The organism is Spiroplasma endosymbiont of Amphimallon solstitiale (assembly GCF_964030965.1).
GTDB lineage: Bacteria > Bacillota_I > Bacilli_A > Mycoplasmatales > VBWQ01 > Spiroplasma_E.
This window is the reverse complement of sequence record NZ_OZ034999.1, coordinates 1,961,974-1,978,107: the sequence shown is the minus strand read 5'-3', so window position 1 is coordinate 1,978,107 and position 16,134 is coordinate 1,961,974. Positions and strand designations below refer to the sequence as shown.

Below are 16,134 nucleotides of genomic sequence, written 5' to 3'. Positions count from 1 at the left end.
TGGAATGAATAAAACTAATAGTATTAATAATATAAAAATAAAAATATATATTCTTTATGCTACAAGCAACAGAATATATTAGAAAAGAAAGTAAAAATGGAAGAAAAAGAAAAGAAAGAATTAATAGAACAAAAAATCAAAATAGTAAAAGAACATCAAAAAAAGTGATTAAAAATAAAAATAATTATTACTTTAATTTCAACTTTAATTGGATTAATAATTTTATTAATTACTGTAAGTAAAAATTAAAGAAATAAATAAAGTTATGAATATTAATGAAAATAAAAAATGTGAATTAAGAATTTGTAAAAATAAAGTTTGAAAAGATTGTATTAATAATTCTACTAAAACTATTAAATATAAAAATTGAGCAATACCTTATTTAATATGTGACAGTTGTTATCACAAACTACCTAAATACCTTAAACAAACAGCAAAAATAATTGAAAAGGATATTTTGATTATGAATAAAACTAAAAAAAGAAGAAAAAGATGTGTTGAATGTAATGAATTATATGAAGATAACAAAATCAATATGCTTTATCACTTTAAAACAGAATTAGAAGCAGAACAACATAATACTAAAAAATATGAAGATAATTATAATATTGAAAAACATTTAGATTATACAAAATCATATGGATATGTTTGTGATTGATGTAGAGATGATTAATAAATGCAATACGAATTAATCATTGGTATTGACCCTGCTGGTATTGGTAATAATGGAATTGTTATATACTCAAATGAAACTAATAATATTATTTTTAATGAAACATTTAAAGCAAAAACAGTTTTAGAAAGTAAAAATATATATAAAGAATATTTTAAATTAATTAAAAAACAATTTAAAAATAAAAATATATTAGTTATTGTAGAAAATTTCTTTTTAAGTTCAAAACAGTTATTAATTAATCCATTAGCAACACCAAAAGTTATTGGTGCTTTAATGATATTAGTACAAGATGTTATGAACTGAGATTATCATGAAAATGAACCAAAAAACAAACATAAAATAGAAGATTATAAAGGAAATATAAAATTTACAAAACATGAACAAGATGCTTATAAACATATTCAATATTATTTAAGGAATTATAAAAATGAAAAATAAAGAAAATTACGTTAAATTAACAGTAAAACTTAGTAATACTATTGAAGTAAAATATCATGAAAAAGAGGCTTTTTAGAAATCTGTGTATCTTTGTTTTACAAAGTACTAGTTCAGATTAATTCTGTCTTCAAATTTTATCATAAAATGAGCAATTGCTGTATTTCAATTTTGAATAGGCAATGTTCATTTTTTTGTTATATTTTCAATTGCTAAATAAAATATTTTAAAAACTGACATATCATTAGGAAAAGCTTTTTTGTTTCTAATAACTTTTCGTAATTGACTATTAACAGATTCAATAGCATTTGTTGTATAAATTACTCTTTTGATTTCTGCAGGATAACTAATAAAAATCATCAAATTTTCTCAATTTTTATATCAAGATTTAGCAATTTGGGGATATTGTTTATTTCATTTACTTTCAAATGATTCTAAAGCTTGCATTGCTTGTTCTTCACTACATGCACTATAAATTGGTTTTAAATCTGTAACTAGAGTTTTTCGATGTTTGTATGAAACATATTTTAAACTATTTCGAATTTGATGAACAATGCATAATTGATGTTCTGTTTTAGGATAAACTGCTTGTATTGCTTCTGACATGCCTGTTAAATTATCACTACAAGCAATCAAAATATCATTTAAGCCTCGATTTTTCATTTCTGTGAAATTAGCTAATCAAAATTTAGCACCTTCATTTTCACTAATTCATAAGCCTAAAACATCTTTTTTACCTTCTAAATCAACTCCTAATGCTATATAAACTGATTTATTAATAATCCGTTTATCTTGTCGAACTTTAACTACTATACAATCAAAATAAACAATCGGATAAACGCTTTCTAATGGTCGATTTTGTCATGCTTTGACATCATCAATAACATCATCAGTAATTTGACTAATAACACTTTCACTAATATCAGCACCATGATATAACTCTTGTAACTGCATTCTAATGTCAGATAGAGTCATACCTTTTGCATATAGTGAAAGCACTTGTTGATCAAAACCATCAAATCTTCGCTGTCTTTTTGCAACTATTACAGGAGTAAAATCACTATTGCGATCTCTTGGTACATCAATCTCAATTTTACCTTGTTGAGTTATTAATTTTTTTGAACTTGTACCATTACGAGCATTTTCAGTATTACTATGTTGATTTTTTTCATATCCTAAATAATTTTGCATTTCAGAATTCAACATTTTTTCAACTAAACGTTTTGTTAATTCTTTATATAAACCCCCTTCTTTAAAAACTGTTGTTAAATCTTCAGTATTTTCTAATAATAAATCTACTGCTTTTGATATTGGATCATTATTATTAATATTTTGTTTTTTAGCCATCTGTAACTCACTCTTTCTAGTCATTTAATTATATTTACTAGAATTAATTAAACATAGTTATTTTTGTAAGTTACACAGATTACTAAACATTGCCATGAAAAAGGTAATAAACAATTATATTATACTGTTCGTGGTCAATGAAATGGATTAAACTATGTTACTTTAATTTTTAATAACCCAAAATTTTATAAACGATGTATTTTATTAAATAAAAATGATGAAATTATAGTAACTGGTCAAATCTTTAATACTTTAAATATTCCTAAAAATCGTGCATTTTGTTCAATTAATGTTAAATGATTTAAAAAATGAAAGGAATAAATAATGAATTTTGATGAATGATACATGAAAAAAAGAGGCTTTTTAGTAATCTGTGTATCTTTGTTTTACAAAGTACTAGTTCAGATTAATTCTGTCTTCAAATTTTATCATAAAATGAACAATTGCTGTATTTCAATTTTGAATAGGCAATGTTCATTTTTTTGTTATATTTTCAATTGCTAAATAAAATATTTTAAAAACTGACATATCATTAGGAAAAGCTTTTTTGTTTCTAATAACTTTTCGTAATTGACTATTAACAGATTCAATAGCATTTGTTGTATAAATTACTCTTTTGATTTCTGCAGGATAACTAATAAAAATCATCAAATTTTCTCAATTTTTATATCAAGATTTAGCAATTTGGGGATATTGTTTATTTCATTTACTTTCAAATGATTCTAAAGCTTGCATTGCTTGTTCTTCACTACATGCACTATAAATTGGTTTTAAATCTGTAACTAGAGTTTTTCGATGTTTGTATGAAACATATTTTAAACTATTTCGAATTTGATGAACAATGCATAATTGATGTTCTGTTTTAGGATAAACTGCTTGTATTGCTTCTGACATGCCTGTTAAATTATCACTACAAGCAATCAAAATATCATTTAAGCCTCGATTTTTCATTTCTGTGAAATTAGCTAATCAAAATTTAGCACCTTCATTTTCACTAATTCATAAGCCTAAAACATCTTTTTTACCTTCTAAATCAACTCCTAATGCTATATAAACTGATTTATTAATAATCCGTTTATCTTGTCGAACTTTAACTACTATACAATCAAAATAAACAATCGGATAAATGCTTTCTAATGGTCGATTTTGTCATGTTTTGACATCATCAATAACATCATCAGTAATTTGACTAATAACACTTTCACTAATATCAGCACCATGATATAACTCTTGTAACTGCATTCTAATGTCAGATAGAGTCATACCTTTTGCATATAGTGAAAGCACTTGTTGATCAAAACCATCAAATCTTCGCTGTCTTTTTGCAACTATTACAGGAGTAAAATCACTATTGCGATCTCTTGGTACATCAATCTCAATTTTACCTTGTTGAGTTATTAATTTTTTTGAACTTGTACCATTACGAGCATTTTCAGTATTACTATGTTGATTTTTTTCATATCCTAAATAATTTTGCATTTCAGAATTCAACATTTTTTCAACTAAACGTTTTGTTAATTCTTTATATAAACCCCCTTCTTTAAAAACTGTTGTTAAATCTTCAGTATTTTCTAATAATAAATCTACTGCTTTTGATATTGGATCATTATTATTAATATTTTGTTTTTTAGCCATTTGTAACTCACTCTTTCTAGTCATTTAATTATATTTACTAGAATTAATTAAACATAGTTATTTTTGTAAGTTACACAGATTACTAAACATTGCCAATTAATAATTCACATTGTACTTATAATAATTCATATTATTAAAGCATATTCATATCAATTCATATTTACTCCTTATTTTTTATTTCTTTTACTTTATTTTTAAATTGTTTTTTATGAAAATAACACATATTAAAAAATTGAATAATACTATCTTCTATATTTATAGTTTTTAAAGTAACTAATACTTTACTATTACAATCTTTAACAATACATTTTAATAATACTTTTTCTTGTTTTTGTTTTTGCATTATTTTTCTCACTTTCATCTAAATTTAAAATTAATAAGAATATATAAGTATAAAATAAATGTTAATAAAGTTAATATTGTATTTAAACTAAATATAATTAAAATTGCTATTTGCATTATTTATTCTCCTATTAATCAAAATCTTTATTATTTCAACATTTATTACATAAATACATTTCAAATTTAGTATCTTTATCTTTTAATTTTCTATTATTTAATTTAATACTTGCTTTTTTATTACAGTAATAACATATCATTATTTATTCTCCTTATTTAATTTATTTAAGTAATTATTTAAATAAATAATAGTTATATCTTTTTTAATTTGTTCATTACTATAAAGTAAATACATATGTAAAAAAGAAGCTCTTTCATCTAATAATTTATTAATTTTTGTTATTTTTTTTAATTTAAAATTCATAAACATTATTTATTCTCCTTATTTAAATAATATCAACCAATTAATAAACTATCTGCTTCATCATGATTAGTAATATTAAAATTTCATTCATTTTCTGAAATAATGATTTGTGCCATTGCTAATGATGTTTCTTTTGTTCATTTTTCATTTTTAATATCTCAATATGCTCCAAAAGGTCTATTTTTATATCATTTCTTTCATGAAGAAGGACTTATTAACATATTTTTTGTTATTAATTTATTAAATTGTCCAGCAATAAAACCTCTTAAATGTTCTTGAGTTTCATAACCAATACCATTTTTACTATGAAAAGTACCACGTTCAATAATTATATTCATATTATCAAAATGTTTAATTTCACCAATCATAAATAATTCAAATATTATTTGTTCATCAAATGTTGGATTAATATTTTTAAATTTTTCAAAACTATAACTTTTTATTCATATTGGCATTCATAATTTTAATTTAATACAATTATTATTCTCACAATCTATTACATGACATCTTTTTTCTCATAAAGTAAATCCAGTATTTTTAATACTTGGGTCAATTGAAAGTAAATAATTAGTCATTATCAAATTCACCATTTTTAATTTTTTCATAAATTATTTTTAAAGTATGTTGTGCTGATAAATTATAATTTTTTAATGCTTCTTCTATTGGTAATTTATAATATTTATTAATCTCATTTATTAAATAATTATTTAATTTTTCTTTATTCATTATCAAAGTCTCCATTTTCTATGGCTTTATATAGTCACTCTGTATTAATTGGTTCCCATATCTCACAGTACATACCATTTCTTTTTTGTTGTAATAATCTATTCAGTAATTTTTCTTTATTCATATTATTTTTCCTTATTTTTAGTTAAATTATTAACTATTATTTCTAAACATTTCATACATCAATTTTTACTTAATCAAATTCTTTTTTTACAATATTTACATTTATTCATAATTTCTATACTCATTTTTATTATTAGTTTTTAAATTTTTAAATCTTTCACGAATTTCTTTAAATTTATCAAATAAAGTTTTTAAATAATTTTCACCCATTAATATTAAAAAATCTTTATTATTACTTGGATTTAATCTTTCCATATCTTCTCTTATACATTCATCAAATAAAACTGTATTTGTAATCATATATTTTTCAAAATAATCTAATTGTTTTTCACTTGGTTCTCATTTTTCATTTTGTATTTTGATATTATTAATATAATTATTTTGTTGTTTATTATTATTTTGAATTACATTAACATTATCATTATCTGGGTCAAGTTCATCTTCACTTAATAATAATAAATTCATTAAAAAATATCTATAAGCATAAGTTTCTGCACTACCTTTTGCTTTTGCTACATCTGTATTTTAGCACAAGCTAATATATCAAAATATTTACTTTCTTTATCATTATCTAAATCAATAATTGTATATCTTTTAAAATAAGTTATTTCTACTTCATTTTTATCTAAATAATTAATTTTTCTATCAGTTGTTAATATATCTTCATGTGTAATAACAATATTAAATTCTTTACATAATAATTTAAATTTATTAAAAATATCACTTAATAATCAATATTTATAATTACCAAATTTATTAAAACCATTTTTAGGTGTACTACCAATTTCTAATTGTAATTTAAGTATTTTTTTTATATAAATTATTCATTTTTATCACTCTTTCTATTTATTGCATTTTTAATTAAATCTCTTACAAAATCATTCATAGTTATATTTCTTTCATAACAATATGTTTTTAATTCATAATGGTCATTTTTAGTAAGACGAATTTTTAAATTTTTAATTAATAATTTATCTTGATGTTTTTTAAGTGCTGCTGCTACCATTTATATTCATCTCCTTTAACTTTTAATAATTCTTTTATAATCAATAATTACTTGTTCTAATTGATTTACATTTTTATAATTAAAATAATCACAATTAATTTTTAAATCACCATCATTATCAATTTCAATTTCTGAATCTTCATATTTACTATTAAATTCTTCTTGTAATTCTTCAAATTTTTCTATTAATTTCATTGCATTTTGTAATTCTAATTGATTCATTTTTTACACTCCTTTAAAATTTTCTAATTGTAATTCATTAATATAATATTCATATAAGTAATCTCAATTCTCACTTGTTAAATACATATCTTCTTCAATCATTTCATTAATACATTTATTACAATAATAACTATTATCTAATTCACTAATTCAAATATATTTTTCATTATGAATATTACATTTCATTTTTTTCACCTATTAATTTATAAAAACATTTATTACAAGTTCTATTTGCAAATGATGAATTTTTATTACATATATCACATGAACCAAATATTTTATATATTCTTTTATCTTCTTTTAAATTAAGCATTTATATTACTCCTTTAATTAAGAATATTTACTTACAGTAATTAATAAAATTATTAATCCAATTAAAGTTGAAATTAAAGTAATAATTATTTTTATTTTTAATCACTTTTTTTGATGTTCTTTTACTATTTTTATTTTTTGTTCTATTAATTCTTTCTTTTCTTTTTCTTCCATTTTTAATCCCTTTCTATAATTTTTAATATTTCTTGTATTTCAATATATTTTTTATTTTTAAGTAATTTTTCATTACATAATTTTTTAATTAATTCTATTTTTTCAAAACTAAGTAACATATTAATTTCCTTTAATACTTTAAATAAAATATTTTTTCATTATTAGTATTTATATCTTTCATTGGTGTAACAATATAATTTATTGGTTTATCATTATCTTTATATGGATTATTTATTTTAAAACTTTTCATATCTTGTTCTCATGTAATGTTATATTTAAAACATTCTTGATTTTTATCATTTGTAAAAATATAATAACCATTATATTGTTCATAAAATGTACAAGATATTAAATCATTTTCAGTAGTAGTAATATCTGGAATATTTTTAATATATTTTAAAATATCACTACCTTTAATACTTTCAATATCTTTTGTAATTGATTTTTTACCTAATTTATAATTAAAATCTTCAATTATTTTTAATGTTATTTTTTTATTATTTTTATTAATAGTAGTATCTTTAATAGGAAATCATGTTTCATATTCACCAATTTCTAATAACATACCTTTAGTTGTTTCTCTAACTTTATTTTTAATATCTAAATTAACATTAATCATTATGAATCCTTTCTACTTCTACGTATAAGCCTTATCACCTACAGTGATAAAAGGCTTATATACTACTAACTAAATACTTACCTACTTACTATACGTAAGGCTTATGCTACTGTAAGTAGCAAAGCCTTGGAGGGTAGGGGTTCTAGGGGAAGGGAACCAAAATTTCTGAAATTTTCAAAGAGCATGACAAAAATTACTATTGGTTAATTCCAGCACAATAGCCTAAATAATTTTTTATTTAGTTATGTAATAATTAATTACTTTAATAAAGTGCTGGTTTAATAAAATAATTAATTATAATTGTTTAACAATTAAAAATGAGAGTTTTATCTCTCATTTAAGTTTTTATTAAATCTAACCATTAAGTTGATACGCCCTCAATATTTCTAATGGTAATAAGTTTTGATTTAATAATCTACAAACTCTATGTACAGTTGATTTACTATAATCAATGGCTTTTGCTATTTTACGAATCGAAAATCCATAACTTTTATATTCTTTTATTGCTATTATTGATTCAATAGTCAGATACTTATACATTGTGCTAATTCCTTTCTTTTCTTAATTATAGAATTAACACAATTTAATTTTTATATAAGTGTCCTTTTTAATTTTACAATTCAGGAATGAAATAATATATTCTTTTTTAGAATTCCATTCTTTCAAAATTTGATTGATTAAGTAAGAACATATTTTTTTATCTTGGATAATACTCATTACAACAAACTTTTTAATATAAAATACTCCAATACCATTTCTGATAAAAATTTTAGCAAGTAATAAAACTATTTTTAATTTATTAATTTCTGAATATATATTAATAGCAGACTTACTTTGCATTCAGTATTCTCCTTAACTTAAAATATTCTTTTTTCTCTCTCATAGTTAACATTTAAAACCTTTTTTTATATTTTTGCAATAAATATACAAAAAAATTACTAATAAATATATAAATATTAAATTAATAAGTGTATTTTATTGTATATTTAAAATTTAAAACTATCAAAATAAAATTTTAAATATACAATAATAAATGAAAATAAAAAATATTAGTTTAGTAATTAAATGTAAAATTAAAAAAACAAAACTTTAAAACTTACTAAAATACAATATTTTATAAAAGTTTTGAAAATAATGTTTTATCAATAAAACTTAATATAATTTTAAATTTAAAATTTGTATCTATAATTTAGGTACAAATTTTTATTATTTCTCATTTTGCTGTGTATACATCACAATACGTAAAATAAGTTGTAATATTTCATAAATCATACGAATCAAGTAATAAATAAACTTAATTTGGAAAATTCAACTAATAGCACGTATTTCTTTTTCATTTAAAATACCAACAAGATTTTGACAAATTTCTTTTCTTGATTTAGCATAAAAAATCATTTGCATTGAAGAAAAAAGAATTAATAAAATACTACCTAAAATTGATAAAACAATTGAAAGTATATTGGCGCTCGCTGCTGATAAAGTAATTCAAGAATTAACAGGTGAAAGAGCAAATAGAATAGCAAGTGCAAAAGGAATTAAAACAAAAAATAATGTTATTTTACGAGAAAAATCTCATCAAAAAGTATTAAAACGACTACTATTTGAACTACTTACTGCTCAAGTACTTTCCATTGCCATTGCTAAAGTATAAATAGAATGACGGTGATAAGTTCATGGTAATAATCTTAAAGTAAAATTACCATTATTAAATAAATATGGCCTTAAATAAAAAAACCTAGGTTCAACAGTAATACTATTAATATTACCAAATCCCTTAAATTTTATTCTTTTTGCATTAATACCGTATGTTTTTAAATATTTTTGAGATAACTCGCCACCAGTTAAATTAGCACTATTTTCACGATGGAATCAAGAATACTTAATTCAAGTGAAAAATCAAATCATAGTAACAACAAACAAAATTACACCAACAATAGCTACTAAGCTTGCTAAAACAATTAAACTAGTTGATCAAGTCTTTGGATCATTTGGATTAACTGAGGATAATAATAAATTAGTCATAATCTTCTCCTTTCTAACTATTTGAATAGAGTCTACAATATTATAACATAGTATTATTCTACCACGAAAAGAAAGTTATAAACTTCTTGATCACCATCAACAATTTCATATTCAATATCATAATCTTCATCTAAAATTTTTTTCATAAAATTAATTTGATCTTTTGAATAACCTTTACCTTTAAAAATAGTAATTATTTCTGCACCATCTCAAATTAATTTAGTAAACAATACTTTAATTACATTAAATAAATTTTCATTTGAAGCAATAATTTTTTCTTTACCATCTTTATTACGAAAACTAACAGCAGAAAAAAAGTGTTTTTTTCCAATTTTAATACCATCTATTTCAACATCACGATCAGCAACTGTTATATAACCAAAAGCAGCATATTTAATTTCACTTCACATATTTTTATTATTTTCTTTTGCACTTAATTCAGGATTGAAATTTAAAGCAGCACGCATACCTTGAGCAATATTTTTAGCAGGTAATACAAAAACTTTTGATTTTTTTTCTAATTTTCTTGCTTGTTCTGCTGCTAAAAATAAATTACTATCATTTGGCAAAATAAAGACATTTTTTGCATCGACAATTTCAATTGCCTTTAAAAAGTCATCTGTTGATGGATTAATTCTTTTTGAATACATAATAATATTGTTAACCTTTAATTCATCTCTAAAAAAGGTTTCAATTCCTCTACCAGGAACAGCAGCAATTAAAGCAAATTTATTATTTAATTTACGAATTGGTTTAATAGTTTGTGTATGTGCTTTTGCCTGTTCGGTCATATTTTCAATTTTTACTTTTAAAATTTCACCAAATTTCTGAAAATAATTTAAAATTTGACCCGGTTTTAAAGTATGAACATGAACTTTAATTAAATCTTCATCATTTACTAAAACTATTGATTGACCATCCATTGTTTCTAAATCAGTTCGTGTTTTGCTTAAATTAAAATCTAACTTACTAACTTTATTTAGTTTTACAATAACTTCTGAACAATAACCAAAGTTTTCTTGATTTAAAACCATTTCTAATTTTGCTGTATCTTGTTGTTCTAATTTTTTCTTTGGTGAAATAGCTTTACCGTGCTTTAAACCATACACCATACCTTCAACAATATAAACTAAACCAGCACCACCCGAATCAACAACTCCTACTTTTTTTAAAATTGGCAATAAATCAGGTGTTCTTTTTAATGATTCATTCATTCCTTCTAGTAATTTTTCAAAAATATAAAGCGAATCTTTGCCTGTTATTTCTAATTCATTAATATAATTAGCACCATCTTTAATAATAGTAAGAATAGTACCTTCTACTGGTTTCATAACTGCACGATATGCATAATCTTGAGCACTTTTTCAAGATTTTAATAAATCCTCATTACTAATGAAATCATTTTTTAAATCTTTTGTTTTTATAGTTTGAAAAAAACCACGAAAAATTTGAGATAAAATAACTCCAGAATTACCACGCGCACCCATCATTAAACCACGAGAAAAAGTAGTAGCAAATGTTTTTAAACTATCATATTCTTTGCCATTTAATTCTTTTATACCATTCATCATTGTTAAATTCATATTTGTTCCAGTATCACCATCAGGTACTGGGAAAACATTTAATTTATCAACTTCAAAATGATGATTATAAAGATTATTAGCACCGCTAATAAGCATAACTTTTAAGGTTTTAATATCAATTTTTTTCATTTAATTTCACCTTATATTTTCTTTTATTCTTCAATTAAATCATGAACAAAAATGTTAAGTACTATATAGTCTTGATGTTTAATAATCTTTTCAACAATATATTTTAAATTTTTCTGAGTTTGATTCATAATATTTCAAATATTATTATTAAAAAAACAAACTATATTAATATCAATAATTCAACCTAAATCAGACTTGTTAACTTTAATTCCATAATTATTATCTTTTTCATAAATATTGGCAACACCCGGTACAAATAAAATACTTTCTGATAATGCTTTTTTAATAATGTTCATAATATCTTTATCTTTCTCCACACAATCACCCCTATTATATTAATAATAAATTAAATTTATATAAAATAAAATCTCTTATAATTTTTATAGTTTCTTACATTATACCTAATATAATATATCAAGACACTAATATAATATATCAAGACAATAATAATCTTAAAGATAAAGATATTATATATTGATAATGGTTTTTTCTTTTAATTATGTAGAAAAGTATGGATGACCAAAAATTATTCATCAATTTACACTTAAAATATTATTTTTAATTAAAAATTTGTTAAAAGTAACATTATTTAGTGTAAAAATTCTCTAAAAATAACACTTTATCATGTATCATTACTTTTCTACAAAATTAAAGGTTTTTTCTATATAAAAACATAATTAAGAAAAACTAAACTACCTAATTATTAAATATAAAATACTATCTATAATTTTAAAAATTAATATTAATATTACTTTACTAAAAGTAATACAATAATAATTAAATAATTACTTATTCTTAACTGTCTTATTTTTATACTTAAACATTATATAATAGAAAATAATAAAATTTAAAATATATAAAATACTAACTAACCAAAAGTATAATTAATAATTAAACTATACTTCAAAAATTTACTATATAAATTTTAGGAATTTTTGCGTTTTTAATCGTAATCTTATTTTTTGCAAAAATTGCAAATACAATTTTCATAATAACAATTACATATTTCAATAAATTACCTCCTATTTTATATAAAAAGATTATCACTTTTTAAAATAAAAATTAATTTAATGATAATGAAAATATATTAACTTCTTAATAACTAAATTTAACGTTCAACTACTTATTAACCATTGTAATTTTATATTACCTGAATTGTAAAATTAAAAAGGACACTTACCTGAATTGTAAATATAAATGGGACAGTTTTTTAAAATAATTGTATTAAATCTATTGGTCTTTTATAAGATAGTGATTTTCTGGGTGTAGAATTAATTTGAAATGCTATAGTATTTAAATCTTTTTGTTTATATGAAGATAGATCTGTAGATTTTGGTAAATATCTTCTTAAAATACCATTATTATTTTCATTTAAACCTCTTTGACAAGGTTTACCAGGATCTGCAAAATAAATCTTAACATTACAATTTTTTTCGATTAATTTTCATTTACTAAATTCTTTACCACGATCAAAAGTAATAGTTTTAACTGTTCCTTTTTGTAACTTTGAAATAAATTTTATTATACTTTTTGTAATATTTTCTGATTTATTATTTTTAGTTGCTAAAGGAATTGTGGTTTTTGATCATATATCAGCTAAAGTAATAATAGAACTTTTATGATCTTTACCAATGATAGTATCACCCTCTAAGAACCTGTTTAGAATCTTTTCGAAAATAATGTAAAATGATTATATATTTTAAAATAAGAGGTATATATGCATAAAAATTATCCAAGTCATGTCACCAAAGAACAATTTGAGAACATAAAATCAATTTTAGAAAATAGCAAAAAGAAAACAAAACCAAGAAGTTTAGATTTATATGAAGTATTTTGTGCAATTTTATATGTATTAAAAAGTGGTTGTCAATGAAGAATGCTACCAAAAAATTTTCCAAAATGACAAACTGTATATTATTATTTTCAAATTTGAAGTAAAAATAATGGTAAAGAACCTAGTGTATTGCAATTAATTTTAAAAAAAATTAGTTAAAAAAATTCGTATCAATAATAATCGCAAAGAACAAACTAGTTTTTGTATAATTGATTCGCAAAGTGTTAAAAATACAGATACTACCGAAAATAAAGGTTATGATGCTGGTAAAAAGATTTCAGGCATAAAACGTCATATTGTTGTTGATTCTCAAGGTTTACCACATGCAATTTACATAACCACAGCAGAAAAAACAGATCGTAATAGCGCTATAATAATGATTGAAAATGAAAAAGAAAATCTTTCTGCAGTTCAAAAAATAATAGTAGATGCTGGTTATACTGGTGAAAAATTTGCTTCTGAAATCAAAACAATCATAAATGCAAATGTTGAAGTGATAAAACGTAATGAATTACATACTTTTGTAGTATTACCAAAAAGATGAATTGTAGAACGAAGCTTTGCTTGATTAGAAAAATACAGAAGATTATGAAAAAATTGTGAAAGAAAACTAAATACTAGTTTACAAATGGTTGTTCTTTCATTTATTTCAGTTTTATTAAAAAGATTCTAAACAGGTTCTAAATGACCAAATTCTTCTTTTAATTATGTAGAAAAGTATGGATGACCAAAAATTATTCATCAATTTACACTTAAAATATTATTTTTAATTAAAAATTTGTTAAAAGTAACATTATTTAGTGTAAAAATTCTCTAAAAATAACACTTTATCATGTATCATTACTTTTCTACAAAATTAAAGAATTCTTCTATATTTTTAATATTAGGAATGATTAAATTTCTTTCATGAATAGACTTACAATTATTAATTCTGCCCCTAGTTTCTTTTTGTTTGTGAGGTTTATTTTTTCCTTTTCTCAATAAGTTATTTTCATCAAAACCCATTCGATTTGTTTTAAACATGTTATATAAAGTTTTTGTTGAAATACTTTTTATTTTATTTTCCTTTAAAAAATTAGCAATTATATCAAGAGCATAATTTTTAGTAATTAACAAATGATTAATAGTATTAATTTCTATTAAAGTTAAAATTATTAATTTTCTACCTGCATTTTGTTTATTTTTTTGAATTTTATTCAATATTTCTAATGGTAATAAGAAACTCTATGTACAGTTGATTTACTATAATCAATGGCTTTTGCTATTTTACGAATCGAAAATCCATAACTTTTATATTCTTTTATTGCTATTATTGATTCAATAGTCAGATACTTATACATTGTGCTAATTCCTTTCTTTTCTTAATTATAGAATTAACACAATTTAATTTTTATATAAGTGTCCTTTTTAATTTTACAATTCAGGACTTTTAAAAATCTCTATTATATTTTTTATTACTATAACTATATCAAACATTTTAGAATTAGAGATAACAAAAAAAAGAAACATATTTCAACAAAAAACTATCAAGATAATTTAAATATACAATTAATTAAAGAAATAAAAAAAAGTCTTGAATATGCCATTTTAATAATAAACAAAATGGATACAAATATTTATAAGCGAAATTTAAAAATAACACCAGAAGAAAATTTACAAAAAAAAAGCACAAGATGCAGAAAATGAAAAATATGATGCATCATATTTAAATAAAAAAACTAATGCTAATAATTGTATACTTTCATAAACGTTTTCTTTAATCTTTATTTTCCTTTAATTTTGTAGAAAAGTAGTGGTATTAGTAAAATTAGCAAAAATATATTTTTATATGGTATTTTTAATATTAAAGAGGTGATTTTAAATGAATAAAAATACAGTAAAAGAAATTTTAAATAATTTGTCTGATAAAGATTTTATTGAGATTTTTAGAGAAAATAAAACTAGAATTAAACAAATTGATAAAAAAGAAAAATTTGAAGCAGTCGAACAAAAATTCAAAGAGAAAGGGATTCAATGTCCAGATTGTAGTTCTTTTTTGTGTACTAAATATGGTAGTAAAGATTATAAGCAAAGATATAAATGTAAAAGTTGTAATATTACTTTTCATGCTTTTAAAAATCATTATTTTTATTGAAGTCATTTATCTCATGATCAATGAGATTTATTGATACAAATAGCTACTTTAGGTCAATCTGCTTACATTATTTTTCAATTTATTAATACTACAAATAAAACTGCCTGATTTAATCGTCAAAAATTTATGAAATCAACACAATTAGTAAAAACACAAAATCAATTTGTAAAATTAAAAGCTAGAATTGAAATTGACGAAACTTTTATCAAAGAAATTCATAAAGGAAACTTTAAAGATCCAAATGATCCAAGAAAACAATGAATTGAAGAAAATGCTAAAGATTTAAATTGTTGTATTCAAATGGCAATTGATGAAAACCGAAATATCTATGCTCAAACAACAAATACTAAAAGATTAAATAAAAAATGAGTACAAGAAAACTTAACATCGAAAC

The 16,134-nt window shown here is 21.5% G+C and carries 21 protein-coding genes and 4 pseudogenes; 5 read left to right on the top strand and 20 right to left on the bottom strand.

Features of this window, described 5'->3' with window-relative positions:
• Nucleotides 1-96: 96 nt before the first annotated feature.
• From AAHH39_RS12305 to AAHH39_RS12295, 3 genes are read left to right on the top strand one after another with little or no spacing between them, the layout of a single operon-like run.
• Nucleotides 97-249, top strand: a complete 153-nt coding sequence (locus AAHH39_RS12305) for a hypothetical protein (RefSeq protein WP_342218286.1) — start codon at nt 97-99, stop codon at nt 247-249.
• A gap of 16 nt (nt 250-265) precedes the next feature.
• A complete protein-coding gene (locus tag AAHH39_RS12300; protein ID WP_342218285.1) occupies nt 266-673 on the top strand; it encodes a hypothetical protein in 408 nt (135 codons plus the stop codon).
• Nucleotides 674-676: 3 nt separating this feature from the next.
• Entirely contained in the window at nt 677-1,114 is a 438-nt protein-coding gene (locus tag AAHH39_RS12295) for a hypothetical protein (RefSeq protein WP_342218284.1), read from the top strand.
• A 105-nt stretch (nt 1,115-1,219) separates the two neighbouring features.
• On the opposite strand, the gene AAHH39_RS12290 is transcribed toward AAHH39_RS12295, so the two are convergent.
• From AAHH39_RS12290 to AAHH39_RS12200, 19 genes and pseudogenes are all read right to left on the bottom strand, one after another.
• Nucleotides 1,220-2,458 carry an IS256 family transposase gene (locus tag AAHH39_RS12290; protein WP_342219293.1) on the bottom strand — a complete coding sequence of 413 codons (1,239 nt, stop codon included), beginning with the start codon at nt 2,456-2,458 and terminating at the stop codon, nt 1,220-1,222.
• A 396-nt stretch (nt 2,459-2,854) separates the two neighbouring features.
• Complete coding sequence (locus AAHH39_RS12285) at nt 2,855-4,093, bottom strand: IS256 family transposase (RefSeq protein ID WP_342219356.1); 1,239 nt, start codon at nt 4,091-4,093, stop codon at nt 2,855-2,857.
• A 160-nt stretch (nt 4,094-4,253) separates the two neighbouring features.
• Nucleotides 4,254-4,436 (bottom strand): hypothetical protein, encoded by a 183-nt coding sequence (locus tag AAHH39_RS12280; protein ID WP_342218283.1) that lies wholly within the window; start codon nt 4,434-4,436, stop codon nt 4,254-4,256.
• 130 nt (nt 4,437-4,566) lie between these two features.
• Complete coding sequence (locus AAHH39_RS12275) at nt 4,567-4,692, bottom strand: hypothetical protein (protein WP_342218012.1); 126 nt, start codon at nt 4,690-4,692, stop codon at nt 4,567-4,569.
• Nucleotides 4,692-4,862: a hypothetical protein gene (locus AAHH39_RS12270; protein ID WP_342218011.1), complete on the bottom strand. Its 171-nt coding sequence runs from the start codon at nt 4,860-4,862 to the stop codon at nt 4,692-4,694. The genes AAHH39_RS12275 and AAHH39_RS12270 overlap by 1 nt, the downstream gene beginning before the upstream one ends.
• Entirely contained in the window at nt 4,862-5,431 is a 570-nt protein-coding gene (locus AAHH39_RS12265; RefSeq protein ID WP_342218282.1) for a hypothetical protein, read from the bottom strand. Before AAHH39_RS12265 ends, AAHH39_RS12270 begins: the two co-directional genes overlap by 1 nt.
• Nucleotides 5,424-5,582, bottom strand: coding sequence for a hypothetical protein (locus AAHH39_RS12260; protein WP_342217554.1), 159 nt, complete (start codon nt 5,580-5,582; stop codon nt 5,424-5,426). Before AAHH39_RS12260 ends, AAHH39_RS12265 begins: the two co-directional genes overlap by 8 nt.
• Nucleotides 5,575-5,706 carry a hypothetical protein gene (locus AAHH39_RS12255; protein ID WP_342217555.1) on the bottom strand — a complete coding sequence of 44 codons (132 nt, stop codon included), beginning with the start codon at nt 5,704-5,706 and terminating at the stop codon, nt 5,575-5,577. The genes AAHH39_RS12260 and AAHH39_RS12255 overlap by 8 nt, the downstream gene beginning before the upstream one ends.
• A gap of 101 nt (nt 5,707-5,807) precedes the next feature.
• Nucleotides 5,808-6,212: pseudogene (locus AAHH39_RS12250) on the bottom strand (ERF family protein); the annotation flags it as partial.
• A gap of 313 nt (nt 6,213-6,525) precedes the next feature.
• The gene (locus tag AAHH39_RS12245; RefSeq protein ID WP_342217557.1) at nt 6,526-6,711 is read right to left on the bottom strand and encodes a hypothetical protein; all 186 of its coding nucleotides are present in this window, start codon (nt 6,709-6,711) and stop codon (nt 6,526-6,528) included.
• 15 nt (nt 6,712-6,726) lie between these two features.
• Nucleotides 6,727-6,933: a hypothetical protein gene (locus tag AAHH39_RS12240; protein ID WP_342218281.1), complete on the bottom strand. Its 207-nt coding sequence runs from the start codon at nt 6,931-6,933 to the stop codon at nt 6,727-6,729.
• Nucleotides 6,934-6,936: 3 nt separating this feature from the next.
• Nucleotides 6,937-7,119 (bottom strand): hypothetical protein, encoded by a 183-nt coding sequence (locus tag AAHH39_RS12235; protein WP_342217559.1) that lies wholly within the window; start codon nt 7,117-7,119, stop codon nt 6,937-6,939.
• Nucleotides 7,109-7,246, bottom strand: coding sequence for a hypothetical protein (locus AAHH39_RS12230; protein ID WP_342217560.1), 138 nt, complete (start codon nt 7,244-7,246; stop codon nt 7,109-7,111). The genes AAHH39_RS12235 and AAHH39_RS12230 overlap by 11 nt, the downstream gene beginning before the upstream one ends.
• 17 nt (nt 7,247-7,263) lie before the next feature.
• On the bottom strand, nt 7,264-7,419 hold the full coding sequence (locus AAHH39_RS12225) for a hypothetical protein (protein ID WP_342218280.1): 156 nt from the start codon (nt 7,417-7,419) through the stop codon (nt 7,264-7,266).
• Nucleotides 7,420-7,549: 130 nt separating this feature from the next.
• Entirely contained in the window at nt 7,550-8,038 is a 489-nt protein-coding gene (locus AAHH39_RS12220) for a hypothetical protein (protein ID WP_342218279.1), read from the bottom strand.
• Between the two features lie 360 nt (nt 8,039-8,398).
• A pseudogene (locus AAHH39_RS12215) lies at nt 8,399-8,578 on the bottom strand (helix-turn-helix domain-containing protein); the annotation flags it as partial.
• Nucleotides 8,579-9,244: 666 nt separating this feature from the next.
• On the bottom strand, nt 9,245-10,060 hold the full coding sequence (locus tag AAHH39_RS12210; RefSeq protein WP_342218277.1) for a hypothetical protein: 816 nt from the start codon (nt 10,058-10,060) through the stop codon (nt 9,245-9,247).
• 53 nt (nt 10,061-10,113) lie between these two features.
• Nucleotides 10,114-11,772 (bottom strand): DAK2 domain-containing protein, encoded by a 1,659-nt coding sequence (locus AAHH39_RS12205; RefSeq protein WP_342218276.1) that lies wholly within the window; start codon nt 11,770-11,772, stop codon nt 10,114-10,116.
• A gap of 23 nt (nt 11,773-11,795) precedes the next feature.
• Nucleotides 11,796-12,089 (bottom strand): hypothetical protein, encoded by a 294-nt coding sequence (locus AAHH39_RS12200; protein ID WP_342218275.1) that lies wholly within the window; start codon nt 12,087-12,089, stop codon nt 11,796-11,798.
• Between the two features lie 172 nt (nt 12,090-12,261).
• Here AAHH39_RS12200 and AAHH39_RS12195 point away from each other — a divergent pair.
• Nucleotides 12,262-12,381 (top strand): annotated as a pseudogene (locus AAHH39_RS12195) (IS30 family transposase); the annotation flags it as partial.
• Nucleotides 12,382-12,982: 601 nt separating this feature from the next.
• On the opposite strand, the pseudogene AAHH39_RS13585 reads toward AAHH39_RS12195, so the two are convergent.
• Nucleotides 12,983-13,423: pseudogene (locus AAHH39_RS13585) on the bottom strand (IS30 family transposase); the annotation flags it as partial.
• A gap of 66 nt (nt 13,424-13,489) precedes the next feature.
• Here AAHH39_RS13585 and AAHH39_RS12190 point away from each other — a divergent pair.
• Nucleotides 13,490-14,279 (top strand): IS5 family transposase gene (locus AAHH39_RS12190; protein WP_425288908.1). Its coding sequence is split into 2 segments (ribosomal slippage): nt 13,490-13,750 and nt 13,752-14,279, totalling 789 coding nucleotides; the frame shifts between segments, so codons are not numbered across the junction.
• Nucleotides 14,280-16,134 lie beyond the last annotated feature (1,855 nt).